Source organism: Streptomyces sp. NPDC004435, from assembly GCF_042873895.1.
Lineage (GTDB): Bacteria > Actinomycetota > Actinomycetes > Streptomycetales > Streptomycetaceae > Streptomyces.
The window spans coordinates 215,686-238,091 of the sequence record NZ_JBIAMB010000004.1 but is presented as its reverse complement, the minus strand read 5'-3'; the positions used below and the strand labels follow the sequence as shown (position 1 = coordinate 238,091).

General features: G+C 71.7%; 23 protein-coding genes. 15 read left to right on the top strand and 8 right to left on the bottom strand.

The window, feature by feature from the left end; translation table 11 throughout:
• Positions 1 to 103 precede the first annotated feature (103 nt).
• On the bottom strand, positions 104 to 1,477 hold the full coding sequence (gene gdhA, locus ACFYT9_RS08985; protein ID WP_376598810.1) for an NADP-specific glutamate dehydrogenase: 1,374 nt from the start codon (positions 1,475 to 1,477) through the stop codon (positions 104 to 106).
• 323 nt (positions 1,478 to 1,800) lie between these two features.
• Here gdhA and ACFYT9_RS08980 point away from each other — a divergent pair, with 323 nt between their 5' ends.
• Positions 1,801 to 3,735 carry a PIG-L family deacetylase gene (locus ACFYT9_RS08980; RefSeq protein WP_389161920.1) on the top strand — a complete coding sequence of 645 codons (1,935 nt, stop codon included), beginning with the start codon at positions 1,801 to 1,803 and terminating at the stop codon, positions 3,733 to 3,735.
• 139 nt (positions 3,736 to 3,874) lie between these two features.
• Here the strand turns inward: ACFYT9_RS08980 and tuf are convergent, their stop codons facing one another.
• From tuf to ACFYT9_RS08955, 5 genes are all read right to left on the bottom strand, one after another.
• Entirely contained in the window at positions 3,875 to 5,068 is a 1,194-nt protein-coding gene (tuf, locus tag ACFYT9_RS08975; RefSeq protein WP_376603358.1) for an elongation factor Tu, read from the bottom strand.
• Between the two features lie 161 nt (positions 5,069 to 5,229).
• Positions 5,230 to 7,356: an elongation factor G gene (gene fusA, locus ACFYT9_RS08970; RefSeq protein ID WP_376603359.1), complete on the bottom strand. Its 2,127-nt coding sequence runs from the start codon at positions 7,354 to 7,356 to the stop codon at positions 5,230 to 5,232.
• Between the two features lie 39 nt (positions 7,357 to 7,395).
• Positions 7,396 to 7,866, bottom strand: a complete 471-nt coding sequence (gene rpsG, locus ACFYT9_RS08965; protein ID WP_351110852.1) for a 30S ribosomal protein S7 — start codon at positions 7,864 to 7,866, stop codon at positions 7,396 to 7,398.
• 2 nt (positions 7,867 to 7,868) lie between these two features.
• Complete coding sequence (rpsL, locus tag ACFYT9_RS08960; RefSeq protein WP_003948652.1) at positions 7,869 to 8,240, bottom strand: 30S ribosomal protein S12; 372 nt, start codon at positions 8,238 to 8,240, stop codon at positions 7,869 to 7,871.
• Between the two features lie 300 nt (positions 8,241 to 8,540).
• Complete coding sequence (locus tag ACFYT9_RS08955; RefSeq protein ID WP_389161918.1) at positions 8,541 to 8,990, bottom strand: helix-turn-helix domain-containing protein; 450 nt, start codon at positions 8,988 to 8,990, stop codon at positions 8,541 to 8,543.
• Positions 8,991 to 9,237: 247 nt separating this feature from the next.
• Here ACFYT9_RS08955 and ACFYT9_RS08950 point away from each other — a divergent pair, with 247 nt between their 5' ends.
• Genes ACFYT9_RS08950 through ACFYT9_RS08940 form a run of 3 tightly spaced genes read left to right on the top strand, consistent with a single transcriptional unit; the run spans position 9,238 to position 10,558 of the window.
• Positions 9,238 to 9,636 carry a WhiB family transcriptional regulator gene (locus tag ACFYT9_RS08950; RefSeq protein WP_387271367.1) on the top strand — a complete coding sequence of 133 codons (399 nt, stop codon included), beginning with the start codon at positions 9,238 to 9,240 and terminating at the stop codon, positions 9,634 to 9,636.
• Positions 9,633 to 10,361 carry a hypothetical protein gene (locus tag ACFYT9_RS08945; protein ID WP_389161916.1) on the top strand — a complete coding sequence of 243 codons (729 nt, stop codon included), beginning with the start codon at positions 9,633 to 9,635 and terminating at the stop codon, positions 10,359 to 10,361. Before ACFYT9_RS08950 ends, ACFYT9_RS08945 begins: the two co-directional genes overlap by 4 nt.
• Positions 10,355 to 10,558 (top strand): hypothetical protein, encoded by a 204-nt coding sequence (locus tag ACFYT9_RS08940; protein ID WP_030759416.1) that lies wholly within the window; start codon positions 10,355 to 10,357, stop codon positions 10,556 to 10,558. Before ACFYT9_RS08945 ends, ACFYT9_RS08940 begins: the two co-directional genes overlap by 7 nt.
• A 69-nt stretch (positions 10,559 to 10,627) precedes the next feature.
• Here ACFYT9_RS08940 and ACFYT9_RS08935 read toward each other — a convergent pair whose 3' ends face one another.
• A complete protein-coding gene (locus ACFYT9_RS08935) occupies positions 10,628 to 11,458 on the bottom strand; it encodes a hypothetical protein (RefSeq protein WP_389161914.1) in 831 nt (276 codons plus the stop codon).
• Between the two features lie 300 nt (positions 11,459 to 11,758).
• Between ACFYT9_RS08935 and ACFYT9_RS08930 the strand changes: the two genes are divergently transcribed.
• The 4 genes from ACFYT9_RS08930 (at position 11,759) to ACFYT9_RS08915 (ending at position 13,763) form a co-directional block, all read left to right on the top strand.
• A complete protein-coding gene (locus ACFYT9_RS08930; protein WP_376604959.1) occupies positions 11,759 to 12,166 on the top strand; it encodes a hypothetical protein in 408 nt (135 codons plus the stop codon).
• Positions 12,167 to 12,313: 147 nt separating this feature from the next.
• Complete coding sequence (locus ACFYT9_RS08925; protein WP_389161912.1) at positions 12,314 to 12,919, top strand: phage tail protein; 606 nt, start codon at positions 12,314 to 12,316, stop codon at positions 12,917 to 12,919.
• 113 nt (positions 12,920 to 13,032) lie between these two features.
• Entirely contained in the window at positions 13,033 to 13,323 is a 291-nt protein-coding gene (locus tag ACFYT9_RS08920) for a hypothetical protein (RefSeq protein ID WP_387279726.1), read from the top strand.
• Between the two features lie 215 nt (positions 13,324 to 13,538).
• On the top strand, positions 13,539 to 13,763 hold the full coding sequence (locus tag ACFYT9_RS08915) for a hypothetical protein (protein ID WP_387279728.1): 225 nt from the start codon (positions 13,539 to 13,541) through the stop codon (positions 13,761 to 13,763).
• A 46-nt stretch (positions 13,764 to 13,809) separates the two neighbouring features.
• On the opposite strand, the gene ACFYT9_RS08910 is transcribed toward ACFYT9_RS08915, so the two are convergent.
• Positions 13,810 to 14,730, bottom strand: a complete 921-nt coding sequence (locus ACFYT9_RS08910) for a hypothetical protein (RefSeq protein ID WP_389161910.1) — start codon at positions 14,728 to 14,730, stop codon at positions 13,810 to 13,812.
• Between the two features lie 306 nt (positions 14,731 to 15,036).
• Here ACFYT9_RS08910 and ACFYT9_RS08905 point away from each other — a divergent pair, with 306 nt between their 5' ends.
• The 7 genes from ACFYT9_RS08905 (at position 15,037) to ACFYT9_RS08875 (ending at position 22,373) form a co-directional block, all read left to right on the top strand.
• Complete coding sequence (locus tag ACFYT9_RS08905; protein WP_376603334.1) at positions 15,037 to 15,249, top strand: hypothetical protein; 213 nt, start codon at positions 15,037 to 15,039, stop codon at positions 15,247 to 15,249.
• Positions 15,250 to 15,339: 90 nt separating this feature from the next.
• Positions 15,340 to 16,338: a hypothetical protein gene (locus tag ACFYT9_RS08900; protein ID WP_389161908.1), complete on the top strand. Its 999-nt coding sequence runs from the start codon at positions 15,340 to 15,342 to the stop codon at positions 16,336 to 16,338.
• 31 nt (positions 16,339 to 16,369) lie between these two features.
• Positions 16,370 to 17,575, top strand: coding sequence for a phage tail protein (locus ACFYT9_RS08895; protein ID WP_389161907.1), 1,206 nt, complete (start codon positions 16,370 to 16,372; stop codon positions 17,573 to 17,575).
• The gene (locus tag ACFYT9_RS08890) at positions 17,572 to 18,852 is read left to right on the top strand and encodes a tape-measure protein (RefSeq protein ID WP_389161905.1); all 1,281 of its coding nucleotides are present in this window, start codon (positions 17,572 to 17,574) and stop codon (positions 18,850 to 18,852) included. Before ACFYT9_RS08895 ends, ACFYT9_RS08890 begins: the two co-directional genes overlap by 4 nt.
• 36 nt (positions 18,853 to 18,888) lie before the next feature.
• Positions 18,889 to 19,812: a phage distal tail protein gene (locus ACFYT9_RS08885; protein WP_389161903.1), complete on the top strand. Its 924-nt coding sequence runs from the start codon at positions 18,889 to 18,891 to the stop codon at positions 19,810 to 19,812.
• A 146-nt stretch (positions 19,813 to 19,958) separates the two neighbouring features.
• Positions 19,959 to 21,155, top strand: coding sequence for a hypothetical protein (locus ACFYT9_RS08880; RefSeq protein WP_389161901.1), 1,197 nt, complete (start codon positions 19,959 to 19,961; stop codon positions 21,153 to 21,155).
• A 33-nt stretch (positions 21,156 to 21,188) separates the two neighbouring features.
• Complete coding sequence (locus ACFYT9_RS08875) at positions 21,189 to 22,373, top strand: hypothetical protein (protein WP_387279742.1); 1,185 nt, start codon at positions 21,189 to 21,191, stop codon at positions 22,371 to 22,373.
• The last annotated feature ends 33 nt before the right edge of the window (positions 22,374 to 22,406 follow it).

Genomic DNA, 22,406 nt, shown 5'->3' with positions numbered 1-22,406 from the left:
CACGCCTCTCGCGGCGTGCTGTCACCCTAGGGTCGGAGCCGCCGCGACGGTCTCGACATCGCCCGGAGGAATCTTCGGAAGAAGATTCCTCCGGGCGCGCGGATCAGATCACGCCCTGCGCCAGCATCGCGTCCGCGACCCGCTCGAAGCCGGCGATGTTGGCGCCGGTGACGTAGTCGCCGGGGGCGCCGTACCGCTCGGCGGTCTCGTGGCAGGTGCGGTGGATGTCGGTCATGATCCCGGCCAGCTCCTCCTCGACCCGGGCCGCGGTCCAGGACGTGCGGGAGTGGTTCTGGGCCATCTCCAGGGCGCTGACGGCGACGCCGCCCGCGTTGGCGGCCTTGCCGGGGCCGAAGGCGACTCCGGCCCGCTGGAGCAGGTGGACGGCCTCGGCGGTCGTGGGCATGTTGGCGCCCTCGGCGACGGCCTTGACGCCGTTGCGCACCAGCGCGGCGGCGTCGTTCTCGTCCAGCTCGTTCTGGGTGGCGGAGGGCAGGGCGACGTCGGCGGGCACCTCCCAGACCCGGCCGCCGGGCACGAAGCGGGCGGAGGCGCCGCGCCGCTCGGCGTAGTCGGCGACCCGGCCGCGCTCGACCTCCTTGATCTGCTTGAGCAGGTCGAGGTCGATGCCCTTGTCGTCGTAGACGTAACCGCTGGAGTCGGAGCAGGTCAGCGGGTTGGCGCCGAGGGCGAGGAGCTTCTCGATCGTGTAGAGGGCCACGTTTCCGGAGCCGGAGACGACGGCGCTCTGGCCCTCCAGGTCCTCGCCGCGCTCGCGGAGCATGGCGGCGGCGAAGAGGACGCTGCCGTAGCCGGTGGCCTCGGGCCGGATGGCGGAGCCGCCCCAGCCGGTGCCCTTGCCGGTGAGGACGCCCGCCTCCCAGCGGTTGGTGATCCGCCGGTACTGGCCGAAGAGGTAGCCGATCTCGCGCCCGCCGACGCCGATGTCGCCGGCGGGGACGTCGGTGTGCTCGCCGAGGTGGCGGTACAGCTCGGTCATGAAGGACTGGCAGAAGCGCATGACCTCGGCGTCGCTGCGGCCGTGCGGGTCGAAGTCGCTGCCGCCCTTGCCGCCGCCGATGCCGAGGCCGGTGAGGGCGTTCTTGAAGATCTGCTCGAAGCCGAGGAACTTCACGATGCCGAGGTTCACCGAGGGGTGGAAGCGCAGACCGCCCTTGTAGGGGCCGAGGGCGCTGTTGAACTCGACGCGGAAGCCGCGGTTGACCTGCGTGCGGCCCCGGTCGTCCTGCCACGGCACGCGGAAGACGATCTGCCGCTCGGGCTCGACGAGCCGCTCCAGGAGGCCGGGGTCGGCGTACTCGGGGCGGGCCGCGAGCACCGGCGCGAGGCTGTCGAGCACCTCGTGGACGGCCTGGTGGAACTCGGGCTGGGCCGGGTTGCGCTGCTCGATCCCGGCGCGCAGGGCGTCGAGCGCGGACCGGGCGGCGGTGGTCTCGGCGGTGGTCTGGGACGGCACGGAGTACCCCCTTCTGGCACGGCTGCGCGCGCCAGGGAAGCGGTGCGGGGCTCGGCGCCGTTGCCGAGCCATGACGGGCGGCGTCCTCGCGCGCCCCCGCACCTGTGGGACCGCCACCAGCGGCAGTGTTACATCCATGTGAATGCAGGCACCAGTAAGCATTCCGACCCTTCCGGCATGCGAGACGGCGCTCCGGGGTCCCGGCGGTGCCCGGCCGGTGCGCAACCCCTGCCCCGCGATCCCCGTCTAGCCAGGGACCGCTCCAGGGGGAAGGGCCATCCGCCGTGCACATATCGTCCCGCCGTACGCTCCTGGCCGCCGCCGTGACCACGGCACTGGCCGCCGGCTGCTCCGTACCCGCTCCGCCCCGCGCCTCCGCGGCGGCGGACCCGGCACCGGGCAAGCCCTTCGCCGGCGGGGAGCCGGGCCGGGCGCTGCTGCTCCAGATCGTGGCGCACCCGGACGACGACCTGTACTTCATGAACCCGGACGCGCAGCGGCTCCTCGACGCCCGGGTGCCGCTGGTCTCCGTCTACGTGACGGCCGGGGAGCACACCGGCGTCAACCGGATCGAGGGCATGCCGGAGAGGGCGCCGGACCGGGCCGCGTACTCCTCCGCCCGCCGCCAGGGCCTGCGGCAGAGCTACGCGGCGGCGCTGGGTCTGCCGCTGTTCGCGCCGTGGCGGCGCGAGGCGCTGCCGCTGGGCGGCGGCCGTACGGCCGAGCGGGCCGTCCTGGCGCACGGCGGGCGCCGGGTGGAGCTGGTCTTCCTGGACCTGCCGATGCACACTCCGCGCCGGTACACGGCGCTGCCCGCGCTGTGGGAGGACCGGGCCCTGGAGCTGTCGGCGCACCGCTCGGCGGGCTCGCCGGTGACCCGTCCGGGGCCGTACGACCACGACGGCCTGGTGGCGGCGCTGACCGGGCTGCTGCGCCGCTACCGGCCGACCGTGGTGCACACCCTCGACCCGGACCCGGACGCGCAGCCGGGCGACGAGGCGACCCGCCGGCGGAACTCGGAGCAGCCGGGCTTCTCGGACCACGGCGACCACACCGCGGCGGCCTGCTTCGCCTGGGCGGCACTGGTGCGCTGGGTGGCGGAGGAGCTACGCGCCGGGGCGCCGGTGCCGTCCTTCACGGCGACCGCCTTCCGGGGCTACTACAACCGGCACTGGCCGAAGAACCTGCCGCCGGCCGTGCTGGCGGGGAAGGCGGCCCGGCTGGTGCCGTACGGCGGCGACCCTTCCTGGGAGTGCGGGAACCCGTCGGGGTGCGGCGACTACGGGGTGGGCGGCGACCGGCCGCTGACCAACCGCAAGGGCTGGGTCCGCTCCACCCACCACCGCTGGCCGGGCCCCGGGCTCGCACTGGCCGAGGAGCCGGACGGGCGGCTCGCCGCGTACGGGGTGCTGGGGCTGCGGGCGGTGCGCCGGCGGGAGACCGCGCCCGGGGTGTGGAGCGGTCCCGAGGACCTGGGCGGCGGGCCGCTGGCCCCGGCGCTCGGTTCGGCGGTGCTGCCGGACGGGCGGGTGCTGCTCTTCGGGGTGCGCTTCGCGGCCCTGGCCGGGCGCGGCGGGCCGAACCGGCGGGAGGTGGTGCTCCTGGAGCAGCGCTCCCCCGGCGGCCCGTTCCTGGCCTGGCGGGGGCTGGGCGCCCCGGACCGCGGCGGGGACCGCAGCCGGCGGCTGGGCGCCCCGGTGGCGGTGGCGGCCCCGGACGGGCGGGTGCGGCTGTACGTGCGGGACGCGGAGCGGGGGGTGGCCGAGCGGGTGCGCGAGCCGGATGGGGGCTGGGGGCCGTGGCGGGCTCTGCCGGGGGGCGGGGTGGTGCAGGACGGTCTCGCCGTCTCGCGGGACGGGGCGGGACGGACGCATGTGTACGCGGCGGGCCCTGAGTCCGTACGGCACTGGGTGGACGGCCGGGAGGCGCCGGGCGGGCTGCCGCTGTCGGGCTCGACGGTGGCGAGCGTGGGCGGGGCCCTCTACCACCGGGCGCCGGCCTCGGCGCGGCTGGTCGGCCCGGACGGTGCCGACGCGGGCCTGGACGGCTTCGGCGCGGTGCGGGCGGCGCGTTCTCCGGCGCTGGGCACGGTGCTGCTGGGGACGGACACCGCCGGGCGGCTCTGCGTCCGGGCCGGCGGGAGGCCGCGTTCCCGCGAGGGCGGTCCCGCGGTGGCGGCGGAGCTCCACGTGGGCGGGCGCGGGGTGACGGTGGTGGGGCAGGGCCCGGACGGTCGGCTCTGGTCCTGGCGGCCGTAGGGCCCCGCCGGAGGGCCGGAAAGCCGGACGCGAGAAGGCCGAACGCGAGAAGGCCGAACGCGAGAAGGCCCCGCACCTTCCGGTGCGGGGCCTTCCCTCACTGCTAGCAGCTCGTACGAGCTACCAGGTCAGTTCAAGATCAGGCAGTGATCTTGACGACCTGGCCGGCGCCGACGGTCCGGCCACCCTCACGGATGGCGAACTTGAGGCCCTCCTCCATGGCGATGGGCTGGATCAGCTCAACGCTCATGGCGGTGTTGTCGCCCGGCATGACCATCTCGGTGCCCTCGGGGAGGGTCACGACGCCGGTCACGTCCGTGGTGCGGAAGTAGAACTGCGGGCGGTAGTTGTTGAAGAACGGGGTGTGACGGCCACCCTCGTCCTTCGACAGGATGTAAGCCTGCGCCTCGAAGTTCGTGTGCGGCGTGACCGAGCCCGGCTTGATGATGACCTGGCCGCGCTCGACGTCCTCGCGCTTGATGCCACGGAGGAGCAGACCGACGTTCTCACCGGCCTGGCCCTCGTCGAGCAGCTTGCGGAACATCTCGATGCCGGTGACCGTGGTGGTGGTCTTCTCCTGCTTGATGCCGATGATGTCAACGGTCTCGTTGACCTTCAGGACACCACGCTCGATACGACCGGTGACGACGGTGCCACGACCGGTGATCGTGAAGACGTCCTCGATCGGCATCAGGAACGGCTTGTCGACGTCACGCTCGGGCTGCGGGATGGCCTCGTCGACGGCGTGCATGAGGCCGAGGAGCTTCTCGCCCCACTCCTTGTCGCCCTCGAGCGCCTTGAGCGCCGAGACGCGGACGACCGGCAGGTCGTCGCCCGGGAACTCGTACTCGGAGAGGAGCTCACGAACCTCGAGCTCGACGAGCTCCAGGATCTCCTCGTCGTCCACCATGTCGGCCTTGTTCAGGGCGACGACGATGTACGGAACGCCGACCTGGCGGGCCAGGAGCACGTGCTCCTTGGTCTGCGGCATCGGGCCGTCGGTGGCGGCGACCACGAGGATGGCGCCGTCCATCTGCGCGGCACCGGTGATCATGTTCTTGATGTAGTCCGCGTGACCGGGGCAGTCGACGTGGGCGTAGTGACGCGACTCGGTCTGGTACTCGACGTGCGCGATCGAGATCGTGATACCGCGCTGGCGCTCCTCGGGAGCCTTGTCGATCTGGTCGAAGGCCGAGGCCTCGTTCAGGTCCGGGTACGCGTCGTGCAGCACCTTGGTAATGGCGGCCGTGAGGGTCGTCTTACCGTGGTCGATGTGACCGATGGTGCCGATGTTGACGTGCGGCTTAGTCCGCTCGAACTTCGCCTTCGCCACTGGGGTCCTCCTGTGGAGTGGTTCTGAACGCCTTGCTTCATCGGCGCCAGGTGATCTTTGCTGGGGTGCCGCCCGGCAGGGGGTGTCCCTCGCGGAACGGCCCCCCACCGGTCGGTGTCAAGCCTAAAGCGTGTGCACGCGGTGCGTTGAACGCAGGTGCGTTACTCGCCCTTGGCCTTCGCGATGATCTCCTCGGCGACGTTCCGCGGAACCTCGGCGTAGGAGTCGAACTGCATCGAGTAGCTTGCGCGACCCGAGGTCTTGCTGCGGAGGTCGCCGACGTAGCCGAACATCTCCGACAGGGGCACGAGGCCCTTCACGATGCGGGCACCGTGACGCTCCTCCATGGCCTGGATCTGGCCACGGCGGGAGTTGATGTCGCCGATGACCTCGCCCATGTAGTCCTCGGGCGTGGTGACCTCGACGGCCATCATCGGCTCAAGGAGCACGGGAGAAGCCTTGCGCGCGGCCTCCTTGAAGGCCTGCGAACCGGCGATCTTGAACGCGAGCTCGGAGGAGTCGACCTCGTGGTAGCCACCGTCGAGAAGAATGACGCGGACGCCCGTCATCTCGTAGCCGGCCAGGATGCCGAACTGCATGGCCTCCTGCGCACCCGCGTCGACCGAAGGGATGTACTCCTTCGGGATGCGGCCACCGGTGACCTTGTTCACGAACTCGTACGACGCCTCGCCGCCCTCGATGGGCTCGATCGCGATCTGCACCTTGGCGAACTGACCGGTACCACCGGTCTGCTTCTTGTGGGTGTAGTCGTGACGCTCGACGGCCTTGCGGATCGTCTCGCGGTACGCGACCTGCGGCTTGCCGACGTTGGCCTCGACCTTGAACTCGCGACGCATGCGGTCGACGAGGATGTCGAGGTGGAGCTCGCCCATGCCACCGATGATGGTCTGGCCGGTCTCCTCGTCCGAGTGGACCTGGAAGGAGGGGTCCTCCTCCGCGAGACGCTGGATGGCGACACCCAGCTTCTCCTGGTCACCCTTGGACTTGGGCTCGATCGCGACCTGGATGACCGGCGCCGGGAAGTCCATGGACTCCAGGATGACCGGGTTCTTCTCGTCGCACAGCGTCTCACCGGTGGTGGTCTGCTTCAGGCCCATGACGGCGACGATGTCGCCGGCGCCCACCGAGTCGATCTCCTCACGCTTGTTCGCGTGCATGCGGTAGATCTTGCCGATGCGCTCCTTCTTGCCCTTGACGGAGTTCAGCACCGCGGTGCCGGCCTCCAGGCGACCGGAGTAGATCCGGACGAAGGTGAGCTTGCCGAGGTGCGGGTCGCTCGCGATCTTGAACGCGAGGGCGGCCAGCGGCTCCTCGTCGGACGGCTTGCGCCGGACGACGACCTCGGCGTCCTTGACGTCCTGGCCCTCGATGGCCTCGACGTCGAGGGGCGACGGCAGGTAGCGGACGACAGCGTCGAGCAGGGGCTGGACGCCCTTGTTCTTGAACGCGGTGCCACAGAACACGGGGGTGACCGTGGTCTCGCCGCCCTTGCCGGAGGCGATGGTGATGCGACGGATCGCGGCGTAGAGCTGCTCCTCGGTGGGCTCGACGCCCTCGAGGAAGAGCTCCATGAGCTCCTCGTCGTTCTCGGCGACGGCCTCGACGAGCTTGGCGCGGTACTCGTCCGCGAGCTCCTGCTTGTCGGCCGGGATGTCGACGACGTCGTACATCTCGCCCTTGGTCGCCTCGGCGGACCAGACGAGGGCCTTCATCTTCACGAGGTCGATGACGCCCTCGAAGTCGGCCTCGGCACCGATCGGGAGCTGCATGACGATCGGAGTGGCGCCGAGGCGGCTCACGATCATGTCGACGCAGCGGAAGAAGTCGGCACCCGTACGGTCGAGCTTGTTGACGAAGCAGATACGCGGAACGCCGTAGCGGTCCGCCTGACGCCAGACGGTCTCGGACTGGGGCTCGACACCGGCCACGCCGTCGAACACGGTCACGGCACCGTCGAGCACGCGCAGGGAACGCTCCACCTCGACGGTGAAGTCGACGTGACCCGGCGTGTCGATGATGTTGATCGTGTGGTCGACGTTCTCGAGCGGCCAGTGGCAGGTGGTGGCAGCGGACGTGATCGTGATGCCACGCTCCTGCTCCTGCTCCATCCAGTCCATCGTGGCAGCGCCGTCGTGGACCTCACCGATCTTGTACGAAACGCCGGTGTAGAACAGGATCCGCTCGGTGGTGGTCGTCTTGCCCGCGTCGATGTGGGCCATGATGCCGATGTTGCGCACCTTGGCCAGGTCAAGCGAAGTGGTAGCCATAAGGCTTCAGTCTTCTCTCGGTCTCGATGTGGGTTGCGACTACCAGCGGTAGTGCGCGAAGGCCTTGTTGGACTCGGCCATCTTGTGCGTGTCCTCGCGCTTCTTGACCGCAGCACCCAGGCCGTTGGAGGCGTCCAGGAGCTCGTTCATGAGGCGCTCGGTCATGGTCTTCTCACGGCGGGCGCGGGAGTAACCGACGAGCCAGCGCAGCGCGAGGGTGGAGGCACGACCGGGCTTGACCTCGATCGGCACCTGGTAGGTGGCGCCACCGACACGGCGGGACTTGACCTCGAGAGCCGGCTTGACGTTCTCGAGGGCGCGCTTCAGCGTGACGACCGGGTCAGCACCGGTCTTCTCGCGCAGGCCCTCCATGGCGCCGTAGACGATGCGCTCAGCGGTGGAGCGCTTGCCGTCGAGCAGGATCTTGTTGATCAGCGACGTGACAAGAGGAGAACCGTAGACCGGGTCGATGATGACCGGGCGCTTCGGGGCGGGGCCCTTACGAGGCATTCTTACTTCTCCTTCTTGGCGCCGTAGCGGCTGCGGGCCTGCTTGCGGTTCTTGACACCCTGGGTGTCGAGGGAGCCGCGGATGATCTTGTAACGAACACCAGGCAGGTCCTTCACACGGCCACCACGCACGAGCACGATGGAGTGCTCCTGCAGGTTGTGTCCCTCACCCGGGATGTAGGCCGTGACCTCGATGCCGCTGGTCAGACGCACACGCGCGACCTTACGGAGGGCCGAGTTCGGCTTCTTCGGGGTGGTCGTGAACACACGCGTGCAGACGCCACGGCGCTGGGGCGAACCCTCGAGAGCGGGCGTCTTGTTCTTCTCGACCTTGTCCTGCCGGCCCTTCCGGACCAGCTGCTGGATCGTAGGCACTACTTCTCCGGTTTCTGTGTGCCGTAAGTACTACTAACCTGGAACATTCACCGACCCACGCGGTCGGGAGTGTCGGACCCGGCGGACCCTCCGCGGAATGCGGAAAGGGCGCGGATCACGGTGGCCGGCCTTGGACTCACCGTGCGGTTGTGGACACGCACAGGAGCCCAGGCACACCCCAGGCACAAGGCATGAGCGTACCTATCGCATGGACTGCGGTCAAAAGAAAAGCCCACGCCGCCGGGACGGGCCGCCGGTGGATCTTGGCCCGCCCCGGGGAAGCACAGATGTGGCCCGCTGTCAATCGCGGGCGGTACGGCGGGATTCGGCACGGGGTTCCCCGGCCTCGGCGTCGGCGTCGGGCTCCAGGAACTGGCTCACGACCTTGACGAAGACGCTCATACGTTCGTCGGGGACACCGAGCCAGCGGGCGAAGTCCTCCATGGTGGGCTGCCAGTCGGTCGGCGGGAGCAGGTCGGCCGCGAGGGGAAGTTCCTCGGGGGTGACCCGGCCGGAGCGGATCAGCATGTCGCGCACCGAGACCCCGAGGAGCGGGGCGATGCGGCGCATGGTCTCCAGGTCGGGCATGCTCTGCCGCTGGAGCAGGCGGGTCACCGCGGCCCGGTGGACCCCGGCCTCGTCCGCGATGCGGGACTTCCCGCCACCGCGGGGACTGTCGATGTCGTATCCGCGCCGTCTCATCAGACCTTCGACCCAGCCGGCGAACTCGTCGAGCCCTTGACTGTTCATGCTCTACCGCTCCCTCATCATCCCCACCCTTCCGGGTTCCTCACTCTAGCGTGCTTGCGCGCACGGAATTACGTGCTTTCGGGCACGCAATCGTGTCGAATCGGTGAAGGCCCTCCCGGTCGTTAGTTGCGAGCTCGCACGCAACATGCAAGTCTGCTCCCCGCCGCACTCGCCGGCTCCTGGACGCCGTGCCCCCTCCCGGGGCGCCCCGGCGTCCGGCGGCCCCGGACCGTGGAGAGAACCCGTCTTGTCCCAGCACGACCCGACCCCCTGGCAGGCCGCCGCCGCGTGCGCCGGCCTCTCCCCGTCCGTCGTCTTCGCCCGCCGCGAGCGGCAGGCGGCCCCCGCGCTGCGGGCCTGCGCCGCCTGTCCCGTCCGCCGCGAGTGCGAGGCGGCCGTCGCCCCCGCCGAGAGCTGGTTCGACGGCGTCTGCGCGGGCCGCCTGTGGCGCAACGGACGCCCCGTCAAGCCCCGTTCGTCCCGATACGTGAAGCCGGGCGCCGCCGACCCGCTCGGCCCGCCCGCCCCGGGGCGCCCGGCCGCGGAGCCCGCGCCGCTGACCCCCCGCACCGTCGCCGCGCAGCTCGACGCCGCGCTCGACGCCGTGCTCGCCGCCGCTCCGGGCGCCGCCGGGGGGAACGCGTGAGCGGGAGCGCCGCCGAGGCCGTCCTGCGGGACACCGTGCTCTGGGCCGCCTCCCTCGTCCGTCAGTTCCCCGAGCTCGCCGAGGAGCTGGCGCCCGGCCGCCGCTCCCCCGTGGGCGCCGCGCCCGCGGCGCCGCGCGCCGGCGACGCCGCACTCCTCCGCCGGGAGCGGCGCGAGGCACTCCTCCTGGAGCAGCGGCACGGGCTCGCCGTCCCCGGGCACGGCGCCGCCCCGATCCGGCTGCACGTCTCCGACTGCATCCGGGACGTCACCGACGGCGTGGTGGAGCTGGAGGAGGCGGTGTGCGCCCGGCTGGGGCTGCCGCGGCCGCCCAGGGCCGGGGTGACGGACCGGCTGCGCCGGGTCGTGGGGCTCCTCGACGGGATCGCGGCCCACCCGGACCTCGCCCGACACGTGCGGGACGAGGTGCGGCGGATGGCCCGCCGGTGCGCGCGCACGCTGGGCGAGGCGGAGACGGTGGTGCGGGTGGCCGGCCGCTGCCCGTGGTGCGACTCCGTCTCGCTGCGCGCCTTCCCCGACCGCCGGGCGGTGCTGTGCGTGAACCCCGCCTGTGTGTGCGCCGATCAGGTGTGCGGCTGCCAGGACGACCCGGCCTACCGGCACCTGTGGCGGGAGGACGAGTGGGAGGAGCTGGCGGACGCCTCCGGGGCCCTCACGGAGGAGATCGAGGCGGCGATGGACGACACGAAGGAGACCTCATGCTGAGCTCGCCCCACCTCCCCGCGCTGATCCCGGGACCGCTCGCCGCCGAGGAGGCGGGGGTGGCTCCCGCGACCATCCGCAAGTGGGTCCAGCTGGGCCATCTGCGGGCCGCGGGGCGGGCCGGGCGGGCGCAGCTCTTCCGCCTGGAGGACGTCTTCGCGGCGGAGCGGGCGGCCCGCCGCCGCCCCCGTACCGCCTGAGACCGCACCGCACCACCGCGTCGAGCCCACCGAGCGCCCCGTGTCCGAGGACGGACACGGGGCGCTTCCTCATGCCTCGAGGAAGGCGTGGAGGGAGTCGGTCAGGGTCTCGGTGAAGCGGGTGCGGACGTCCTCGCCGACGCGGTCGAGCGAGAGGTACGGGTTGAGGTCCTCCAGCTCCACCAGGAGCAGCCGGCCGTCGCGGGTGCGGCAGGCGTCGACGCGCTGGACGCCGTGGCGGAGCGTGTTCCAGTCGATGAAGCGGCGGGCGAAGTCGAGGTCGTCCGGGGTGGCTTCGTACGGCTCCAGGACCCAGCGGCGCTCGGGGTCGGGGGCGTACAGCGCGTACTGGAAGAGGTCGTCGACGAAGACGAAGGAGACCTCGTACGTGAAGTCGATCCGCGGCTGGACGAGGAGGCTCCCGTCCCGGGGGAGGCCGTCGAGTTCCCCGTACGGGACGAACCGCAGTCCTATGGAGTCGGCGCCGGCCTTGGGCTTGACGGCGTAGAGCTCGGACTCGGGGAGGAGCCGGAGGTCCTCGGGGCGGTCGACGGTGGGGATGACGGGGTGCCCGGCGGCGGTGAGGTCGAGGAGGTACTGCTTGCCGGCCATGTCGCCGCGGCCGTGGAGCGGGTTGTAGACGCGGGTGCCCAGGGCGGCGGCGCGGGCGCGGAAGTCGTCGTAAGCCTCCTGGTGGTGGAGGACCGGACCGCTGTTGCGGACGACGACGGCGTCGAAGGCGTCCATCAGGGCGGCGGCGTCGCGCGGGTGGCAGAGCGCGAGGTCGAAGGAGGCGCGGAGGCGGGCGGTGAGGTCGATGTCCTCGTCGCGGTAGCGGCGTCCGCGGGCCGGGTAGGCGAGGTCGGTGACGTAGAGCAGACGGGGGCGGTCGGCGGACACGGGCGGCTCCTCGGGGGGGGTCGGGACGGCCAACCTATCCGCCGTCGCGGCCGATCCGGAAGACATCTCCGCAGGTCAGAGCTGTTCTGTGAGCTGTCGTGGGCGACGGAGCCGGTTTTAGTTGCGTGCGCGCACGCTCTCTGTCACAGTTGGTGCAGCGGCGGAGCTGCGCCCGTGAGACGGGACGCGGCTCCGCCGTCGGCCGTCCGGGCGCGCTGCCGCGCCCCTCCCCCTCCCGCCGGAGCCCCCGGACGGCCACCCCCTCTCCCGCCCACCGCCCCCTCTCCGAGGAGAACCGCGATGACCACTCCCCCGAGTGCGTTCCCGGACGTCGAGAAGCTGGTCGTCGACGTCCTCAAGGCCGACCCGGCGCTGGCCGGGGCGGTGCTCGCCGTCCACCCGCCGGCCGGGTTCGACGGCACGCAGGCCGCCGTCCTCGTCAACCGCCGCGGCGGCGCCTGGATCGGCGACCTGCACGTCGACATGCCGCTGGTCGAGTTCGAGGTGTACGGCCCCACCAAGGAGGCCGCCCACGTCCTCGCCAACGGCGCCCGGCGCGCGCTGCTCGCCACCCTCGGCAAGCAGATCGGCGGCTACGCCGTCCACGACGTGGAGGAGCAGGACGGGCCGCGCTGGCTGCCCGACTACCTCTACCGGGGCGCCAACCGCTACCTCTGCGTGCTGCGCCTCTCCCTCGGCGTCTTCTGACGCCCCGCCGGACCCCGTCCGGCCCCGCACCGGACCCCGTCCGGCCCCACAGACCAGGCCCTGCCGTCCGGCGGGGCCTTTGCCGTACCCGGGTCCCTTCCCTTCGCCCGGGCGCGGCGCCCTCACCCACACAAGGAGAAACCCACCATGGCAGGAAACAACTCCGCCGAGATCCGCGTCGCCGGCACCGGCAAGCTCTTCGTCGCCACCGCCGGTGCCGACGCCCCGTCCTTCGGCGCCGACCCGGCCGCCGACTGGGCCTCGACCACCTGGACGAACCTCGGCTACACGACCGGTGACGGCGTGACCTTCTCCAAGAAGGACAAGCTGGAGCCGATCGACACCTGGCAGTCGGTCTCCCCGGTGCACTTCATCTACTCCAGCCGCGACCTCTCGCTGAAGTTCTCGATGCTCCAGTTCAACGAGGACACGCTGCCGTTCTTCATGGGCGGCGGCAAGGTCGAGGCGGAGCCGGCCGCGTCGACCGACACGTACAAGTACGAGATCGCCGAGCGTCCCTACGCGGACGTCCGCGCCCTCGGCCTGGAGTTCACCGACGTCAAGGTCGGCGGCGCCGCGGTCACGTACCGCTTCATCATCCCGCGCGGCCAGGTCACCGCCTCCGACGACATCAAGCTGGCCCGCAAGGCGGCGTCCACCCTGGGCATCACCTTCACCGCGATGTCGAACGGCGACGGCAAGCCGCTGGCGACCTTCCTGATGAAGGACAACCAGTACGGCACCTCGGCCTGATCCCCCCCGGGGCGGGACGGCGGCACCCCCGCCGTCCCGCCCCGGGCCCTTCCCTCTCCCCCTCGCGCGCATCCGGCGCGTCCGACGCATCCGATCAAGGAGTACGCATCACCATGGCCCGTTTCGACGTCAACGCCGCCCGCGCCCAGCGCCAGGAGGGCCGCAGCCGCTCCTGGAGCTTCGAACTGGACGGCGACACCTTCACCCTCCCCACGGAGCTCTCCCGCGCGACCGCGAAGGGCCTGCGCAAGCTCGACGACAACGACGTGGACGGCCTGCTCGCGCTCCTCATGGGCGTGGAGCAGTTCGCCCGCTTCGAGGAGCACGAGGTCACCATGCAGGACATCGCCGCCATCCTGGAGGCGTACGGCCAGGAGACCGGGCTCGGCCTGGGGGAAGACTGAGCCTCGTCGAGTTCGTCGACGAACACGCCGAGGCCCTTGAGGCGGACCTGATCCGCTACTACGGGACCGACATCCTCGACTGGCACCGGGGTGAGCTGTCGAGCCGGCGGCTGCTGGTCCTGGTCAAGCACCTGCCGCGGGAGAGCGCGCTCCAGCGCCAGATCCACGGCGAGGCGGCCGAGTGGTCGGTCACCGACCATCTGCTGGCCGCGACCGTGGACCACCTGGCCGTCGGCAACTGGATGTTCTCCTGCGTCAACAGCGGGGAGGACGGCGATCCGCCCGAGTTCCCGAAGCCGGTCCCGCGCCCGGCGAACAGGGAGGACCGGGACGAGGGCGGGAGCGAGGGCGAGGACGGCACCGGGGCGGGCTCCGCCCCGGCGAACGGGGACGGGCCTCCCGAGGTCTCCCCCGGCCAGCTGGCCCGCTTCTTCGGCTGACCCTCCCGGCGCCCGCCCGCGCCACCCCTCCCGGAGTCCGTTCCCGTCAGGGGGCGGACTCCGGAGGTGCTTCCTGGGCACGCTCGGCGGCCAGCTCCTCCTCCAGCGCCTTGGCGCGCTCGGAGAGCCTGCGGGGCTTGCGGGGTTCGGCCTCCCGGCGTTCGCCGGGACCGGCGCCCTGCTGGACGGGGACGTGGGAGAGCGGCGGGACGATGGGGCGGCCGCCCTTGCCCCGTACGACCTTGCGCACGGGCTGCGCGGTGCGCCGGGCGCGGCCCTCGTGGGCCGTGGCCGGGGCGTCGGGCGCCCTTGTGTCGGGCGCCGGTTCCTTGCCGTGCTCGGGCTCGGGCTCGCCCCCGTGGCCGGCCTCGCCCGGGCCCCCGCCCCCGTCGCCGTACCTGGGCTCGATCCCGCCCTCGGGCTCGGGACCGGACTCGGACTCGGGAACGGGACCAGCCCCGGGACCGGGACCAGGCCCGGGACCCGACTCGGGCCCGGGGCCATGCTCCGGACCGGGCTCGGTCGGGTACCCCTGTTCGAACCGTTCGCGCTCCCGGCGCACCCGCTCCTCCGCCTCGACGACGGCGGCGGGCGGTTCGAGGAGCCGGGCGAAGGGCAGGGCGATGACCCGGGCGCCGCCCTCCGGACCGGTGTCCGTCCGGCGCTGCGGCCGCCGGATGCCCCGGCCGTCGCGCTGCCCCTGGGCGTAGGCGTCGGCGACACGGCGCTCGTACTCCCTCCGGATGCGCGGGAGTTCGTCGGAGACGGCCTCGGCCCAGCCGGAGGTGAAGGCGGTGGTCTCCCTGCGGTCGATCTCGGACCGGGGGATCACGACGAGTTCCTCGGGGGCGTGTCCGAGGACGTGGACGAGCTCGGAGAGCCGCGCGAAGAGGTGGGGCAGGTCGGGGTGGGAGGCGAGCCAGTCGACCACCCGCTCCCGCCGGTCGGCGTCCGGCTCCGTGTCCATGTCTCAGTACTGCCTTCCAGCCCCCTGGGGTCCCCGCGCGCCCCTCGCGCCCCTCGCCCTCCCCGGAGTGGTCGGGTCCGGGAGAGCGCCCTCCAGGTTACCCGGTCGGAATTTCTTTTCGTTCCCGGCCAACTCGTTCGAGAACGTGACGAGAAGACACGCCGTCAGCTCCTTCTCGCTCGACAAACCTAGAACAGATGTTCCACACTCTGTTCGCACAGTAGTTCGAACACGTGGTGCCCCCGCTCTCCAGACACACGCGGCGCCGCCACGCACGCAAGGGCAAGCAAAGGAAGGCAGGCGTCCATGACTCAGCCGGGCGAGGCATCGCGACCGCACATCCCTCTCCAGGACCGCCTCCGCCAGCTCCTCGACGGACCCGTCGCCCTCGACAAGAGAGCGCTGCTCGGCACCCTGTACGCCGAGGTCTCCCGCCGCGAGACCGTCGCGTACGCGGCCGGCTGGAACGACGCCCTCGCGACGACGCGGCGCACCCCCCGCCGGGACACCGACGCCTAGCCGCGGCGCACGCCCCTGCGCACGAGCCCCTGCCGGGATCGGCAGGGGCTTTTCGGCGCTTGGCCCTGACGGGCCGGAAGCGGAGCACACATGAGTAAGGAACAGGAGATCCTCGACAGGATCTCCGAACTGAAGGCCGCCCTGATCGAGGCCCGGCCCAACCCCGAGGGCAAGGACAAGCCCGAGCTGCCCTCCCTGCTCAAGAAACACCTCGTCGAAGCGGCCCCGAAGATCGCCACGGAGGAGTTCCTCAGCGGCTGGGCGGACGCGTACGACAAGATCAAGGAGATCCACACCGAGGTCACCAAGCACAAGACCACGGAGATGCTGGAGATGCTGGGTCTGAACAGCATCGCCGCCGTGCACGAGAAGTACCGCGAAGCCCAGGAGGACGCGAAGGTCCAGTGGAAGGACTGGCTCTACGCCGCCATCGGGGGCGCCGTACTCCTCCTCGTGATTCCCGCCCTCGCCCTGTTCTTCAGGGGCCAGCTCGTCAGCGCGGCACGATGGCTCCAGACCTGGCGTCCCCGCGGCGACAACACCGCCGAGGCACGCGAAGGACGGACGGTCCTGGCCGGGAACGGCAACGGCGGTCTGTCGCCCCAGACCCTCGGCGCCGTCAACCAGCGTGAGAACCGGGTCTTCATGGGCGGCACCAGCGTCGCCGACCTCGTGGGCAACTCGGCCAACGCCCAGCAGGCCGAGACGCTGGCCCAGGCACTGGAGAAGCTGAACCCGCAGGTGGAGAGGTTCGAGGCGAAGGCCCCCTCGTTCCTGAACTCCTTCAAGCGGCTGCCCAACCAGAGCAAGGCCGACAAGGCCGTGACCGTACTGGAGACCGTGGGCGCGGCCATCAAGAAGGTCAACGCCGTGAAGCTGCGGAAGGTCGCCGAGGGCCTGGAGAAGCTCAACGACGAGCTGGGCCGGTTCCAGCCCACCAAGCTGCCCACGGACACCCAGCTCGGAAACACCGCCCAGGCGATGAACAACCTCGCCACCGAGACCGGAACCCTCCGCGACAAGTTCCGCGACCTCCGGACCACCATCGGCGGCCTCGACGACGTGATCGCCGGCGCCGGCGCCCGCTGACACCCACCCACCCCCGAAAGGAGGTACACCCATGTCCCTCGTCAGAAACCTCAAGAACGCCTCGACCGCCCTCAACGGCTTCAGGACCCAGGCGGCGAACGCCGGCGGCTCGGTCAAGAAGGTCGGCGACGCCGGCCGGTCCGCGTCCGGTCAGCTCAGGACGCTGCGTACGAACGCCCAGGGCGCCGGCACCCAGCTGAAGAACCTCAAGACCGCGTCCGACCAGGCCGAGCGGGCCATGAAGAAGGCCGGCGACACCGCGCAGTCCGCCGGCGGCAAGCTCGGCAGGTACGAATCCGGGGCCGGCAAGGCCGCCAAGGGCCAGGACAAGCTCAACAAGTCCATGAAGGGCAACTTCCTGGTCCGCCTGCTCGAACTCTTCATGCCGCTCATCGAGGCCGTCGTCGACATGGCGCTGCGCTCGAAGACCATGCAGACCGTCCTGAAGAAGGCGTTCAGCGCGATCAAGAGCGTGATCAGCTCGGTCATGAAGGCCATCGGGCCGATCATGAAGAAGGCCGGCAGCCTCATCAAGTCGGTCTGGAACGGCATCAAGAAGGCCATCTCCACCGTCGTCAAGGCCGTCGCCACCGTCATCAGGACCTACGTGAAGATCTGGAAGACGGTCATCACCACGGTCATGAAGGCGATCAAGAGCGTCATCAGCACCGTGTGGAACGGCATCAAGCGCGTCATCACCCCGGTGGTGAACTGGATCAAGAGCGCGATCCCCAGGGCGTTCAGCGCCGTCAAGGAGAAGATGTCGTCCATCTGGAACGGCCTCAAGGGCATCGCGTCCCGCGCCTTCGACGGCATCAAGAGCGGCGTCAAGGGCCCGATCAACGCCGTCATCGGCCTGATCAACTCCATGATCCGCGCCATCAACCGGGTCAAGGTCTCCGTCCCCGGCTGGGTCCCCGTCGTCGGCGGCAAGACCTTCGGCGTCAACATCCCGACCATCCCGATGCTCGCCACCGGCGGCGTCGTGATGCCCCGCACCGGCGGCGTCCCCGCCATCCTCGCCGAGGCCGGCGAGGCCGAGGCCGTCCTGCCGCTCTCCAAGCTCGACCGGCTCCTCGCCCTCACCGCCCGCCGCGCCCGCCAGGCCCAGGGCCAGAGCGCCGGAGCCGGCGGCGGCCTCGTCATCGAGCACTACCACGCGGCCCGGGACAACAACCCGAAGGCCACCGCCGACGCGCTCATGTACCTGGTGAAGGCGCGTGGAGCACGGGCATGAGTTCCGCCCTCGCCATGCCCCGCTTCCAGGTGGCCGTCGGCCCGATGCAGAGCCTGCGGCAGGGGACCGCCTCGGCGACCGGGGCGGCCCGGAACCTCCGGCAGGGCGTCCAGCGGGCGTCCTCCGGCGTCGGCGCCCTCGTCACCGCCGCCCGTAACGCCTCGACCGCCACCCGCACCCTCGGCCAGAACTCCACCGCCACCCGCACCGCCCTCGACAAGCTCCGCCGCTCCCCCGCCGCCGCCCGCCTCAAGCGGGTCGCCACCGCCGCCGGCAAGGCCCGCCGGGCCGCCGGGCGGATCGGCACCGCCGCCGGGGCGGTCCTCGGGCTCCTCCTGCCGCTGCTGCCCGTCGCCGATGTCATCACCGGCCTGATGGGCACCTTCGGCACCGTCATGACCCTCGCCTCGGTCGCCATGACAGGCGTCAACGTCGCCATGCGGGCCAACCCGCTCGGCTTCCTCGTCGGCCTGATCGTGCCCATCGCCGCGTACCTCGTCGAACTCGCCGTCACCTCCGAGACCGGACAGCGGATCATCCGCCAGGTCCTCCAGCAGGCGCTCAAGGGCTTCCAGTCCGTCTGGGCCTTCATCAGCCCCTTCATGAAGGCGCTCGGCAAGGCGGTCGGCACCTACGCCAAGGCGTACCTGACCGTCTTCACCACCGCGCTGAAGATCGTCGGCTCGGCCATCGGCGGGATCGCGAGGATCGGCTCCGCCGTCCGCTCCGCGAGCAACGCCCTGGGCGGCATCGCCTCCCGCACCCTCGGCGGCGTCAAGAGCGCCGTCCAGCCCGTCGTCCGCTGGATCACCGACAAGGTCCCCGGCTTCTTCCGCACCGCCAAGGACGCCGTCGCCAAGGCCCTGAACGGCATCGGCGATCTGGTCCAGGGCGGCCTCAGCGCCGTCCTCGGCGTGGTCAAGGGGCCGATCAACGGCCTCATCGCCTTCGCCAACTGGATCATCGACGGACTCAACAAGCTGAGCTTCGAGATCCCGCTCACCGGCAAGAAGTTCGGCGTCACGCTCGACAAGATCCCGATGCTCGCCGAAGGCGGCATCGTCGCGCCCCCCGAGGCCGGCGAGTACCGCATCGACGCGCTGAACGAGCTGGAGCACCGGCGCGTCCCCGCGCTCACCGAGCCGCCCCCGCGCCCGTACCGCGTCCGGGAGTTCCGCGAGGAGCCCGGCACCGGCCCCCGGGCCGCGGCGGAGGACCTGCTCTTCCTCCTCTCCGCCCACGCCCGCGCCGGCGCCGAGCAGCCGGTCCTGACCTGACGACCCCGCCCACCCCCGAAGTGAGGTGACGGCCCCATGGCCGAGACCACGACCCCGTACGCCGGAAACTCCCACACCGCCGACCTCGCGCCCGGCTCGCTCATCACCCAGGACGGGCAGATGCAGTGGGCCGGGCTGCTGATCGGCCCCGGCACCCCCTTCGCCGTCGACAAGTCCGGCCTGACCGGCTGGGAGGACCTGCCCGAGTACGACTCCGCCGACGCCGACCGCCCGACCTCGCACGGCGCCTGGCCCGGCTCCCGCTACGCCAAGCCCCGCAAGACCGGCGGCACGATCGTCCTGATGCCCGAGCACGGCGGCGCCCCCGCGGCCGTCCGGGCGCTGCGGCAGGCACTGGCGCTCCTCGACGAGGAGCGCTGGCTCGCCGTCCGGCTGCACGGCGAGACCCTCGCCGTGCGCGCCCGGATCGCCCAGCGCGTGGTCCCCGCCGACCAGGGCTTCGCCACCCAGGGCAGCTCCCGCATGTCCGTCCAGTGGCTCGCCACCGACCCCCGCCGGTACGCCGTCAACGAGCAGCTCGCCACGAGCACGCCGCCGCAGCCGGAGGCCGGCCTCGTCTGGCCGCTGACCTGGCCGCTGTCCTGGGGCGAGGCCAAGAGCACCGGCGACGCCACCGTCGAGAACACCGGCTCGGCCCCCACCCACCCGGTGGTCGTCTTCCGCGGGCCCTGCTCGATGCCGAGCGTCACCGAGCGGGTCAGCCGCCGCCGGCTGCGGTACGCCATCGACCTGGCCGCCGGCGACGAGCTCACCGTCGACACCCGCGCGGGCACGGTGATGCTCAACAACTCCGCCTCCCGGCTGCACACGGCGATGGCCGACTCCACCCCGGAGGAACTGTTCGTCCTGGAGCCCGGCCGCAGCGACCTCTCCTTCCGTCCCGAGGAAGGCACCGAGCAGGCCCTCATGACCGTCCGCTGGCGCAGCGCCGAATGGTGACGGCCGCCTGAACCGGCCCCGCGGCGCCACCGCCCGCACGGACCGGCCCCGCGCCCTGCGCACCACCGCCCACGCCCGCCGGGCGGCGCCGCCGCGCGCCGGCCCGGCGGGTGTTCCTTTCCCTCCGCTACCCCCGAGGTGACCCCATGACCGTACGAGCCGCCTGGCTCCACTCCGAAGGGCAGACCCGCGAGGACACCCGCATCACCCTCGCCGCCCTCCTCACCCCCAGCGGCCAGAGCGCCGAAGAGACACCGCTCCGCTCCCGGGCCGGCATCGTGCCCGGCGGGTTCGCGCTGACCGGCGGTTCGCCCATGCAGGCGATCATCGGCACCGGCCGCGCGATCGTGCAGGGCAAGGACACCGCCCAGGGGGCCTACCTCGTCGCCGTCACGGCGCCTGAGCCGCTGACGATCGAGGACGGCAACGCCCAGTACGACCGGATCGACCTCATCGAACTGGCCGTCGTCGACGACGCCTACGACCGCACCGGCACCACCGAGGCCGTCGTCCGCCTGGTCAAGGGCGAGCCGAGCGCGACCCCGGTCGCCCCGGCGAGCGGCCCCGGCAGCGTCCTCCAGCTGTACACGGTGAAGGTGCCGAAGGGCGTCTCGGCCGGCACCGGCGGCATCGCCTGGGGCACCGCGGCCGTCACCAGCCTGCACTGGCCGGTCGTCGCGCTCGGCGGCATCCTGCCGACCAGCGGCTTCAAGGGCGCGTACGTCGGCCAGTACCGGGACACCTCCGGGCTGCTCCAGCGCTGGGACGGCGCCACCTGGGTGTCGTACCCGAAGGGGATCGGCGGCATCGCGTCGAGCAGCACCGCCACCGGCGCCTACACCGGGCAGTTCCGCGACACCGGCTCCGGCCTCCAGCGCTGGAACGGCGCCGGCTGGCAGTACATCGAGGGCGCCTCGAAGGTGCTGTTCGGCGCGACCCAGTACCTGACCACCCAGCAGCAGACGCTCGCCACGAACACCTGGACCCCGATCAGCCTGCCCACCGTCGAGGTCGACGACGCCGCCGGCTGGAACGGCACGACCACCTACACCGTGCCGCGCACCGGCTACTGGCGGCTCAACGGCCACGTCACCTACGCCAACGACGGCCAGACCGGCATGCGCGGCGCCCGGATCACCGTCAGCGGCATCAACCAGCCCCGGTTCACCTGGCTCGGCCCCGCGGGCAACGGCGCCGTCAGCGTCGGCGGCAGCGGACTCACCCGGCTGACCGCCGGCGACACCATCCAGCTCTCCGGCTTCCACAACCACACCGCCTCCGTCCGCACGCTCGGCGGCTCCGGCTACGGCTGCACGCTCGCCGCCGAGTGGATCCGGCCCTGACACCCACCGCCCCCACCCTCTGAGGAGAACCCCGTGAACCTGCGCAGCAGCTGGGTCGCCACCGAAGGCCAGACCCGCGAGGACACCCGCCTCACCCAGACCGGCGTCACCACGCTCGCCAACCCGGTCCAGGTCCGCTCCGGCATCCTGCCCGGCTCGTACGACGGCCAGTACCGGCTCGCCGCCTTCTGGACCTTCGGCTCCGCCCCGATGACCGCCACGGTCTCCGAGGGCCGCGCCGTCATCCAGGGCGGCATCTCCGAGGGCGCCTACCCGGTGACCCTCCCCAACTCCGAGACCCTCACCTTCGCCCCCGGCAACGCCTACAACCGCATCGACCTGATCGTCCTCAAGATCTACGACGGCCTGTACGACGACAACACGCGGTACGAGGCGAAGCTGGAGATCATCCAGGGCGCCGCCGAACCCACCCCGCAGGTCCCCCAGATCCCGCCGCGCTGCCTGCCGCTGTACGAGGTGCTGGTGCCGGCCGGCGTCAGCGCGGGCAACGGCGGCATCCCCTGGAACACCTCGCTCAAGGACCTGCGCACCCCGGTCGTCTCGCTCGGCGGCATCCTCCCGGTCGAGGGCGCGGTCCAGCCGGGCGCCTACCCGGGCCAGTACCAGGACGGCGGCGGCGCGTTCCAGCGCTGGGACGGCGGGGCCTGGGTGTCCTACCCGTCCGCGCTCGGCGGCATCATCCCCAACTCGGCCGCGAGCACCCCCGCCAGCTACACCGGCCAGTACCGGGACTCCACCACCGGCGTCCTCCAGCGCTGGAACGGCACGGCCTGGGTGCCGGCCGTGCCCGGCCCGTACTACACCGAGAACAACGACCAGGGCGAGACCGCGTCCGGCTCCTACGTCCACACGCTCGCGGGCCGGATCACCAACCCGCTCAAGATCACCTTCACCGCCCCGCCGTCGAAGGCGATCGTGGCCGCCTACGGCTGCCGCATGCGCGCGCGCGACGACCTCTACTCGTACATGGCGCTGGAACTCTCCCAGAACGGCACCGTCCTCATCGCCCCCGAGGACGAGTACGGGCTCTACACCGCCAGCACCACGACGACCGCGGTCTCCACCATGCGCCGGTTCACGAACCTGACCGCGGGCGCCACCTACACGCTGACCGCCTACTTCCGGGTCGTCCCCACCACGCCGGCCGTCAAGGCGTACTTCGACAACACGTACATCAAGGTCGACCCGCTGCCGTAGCCGCGCCCCCACCCACCACCCGCCGAGAGGAGA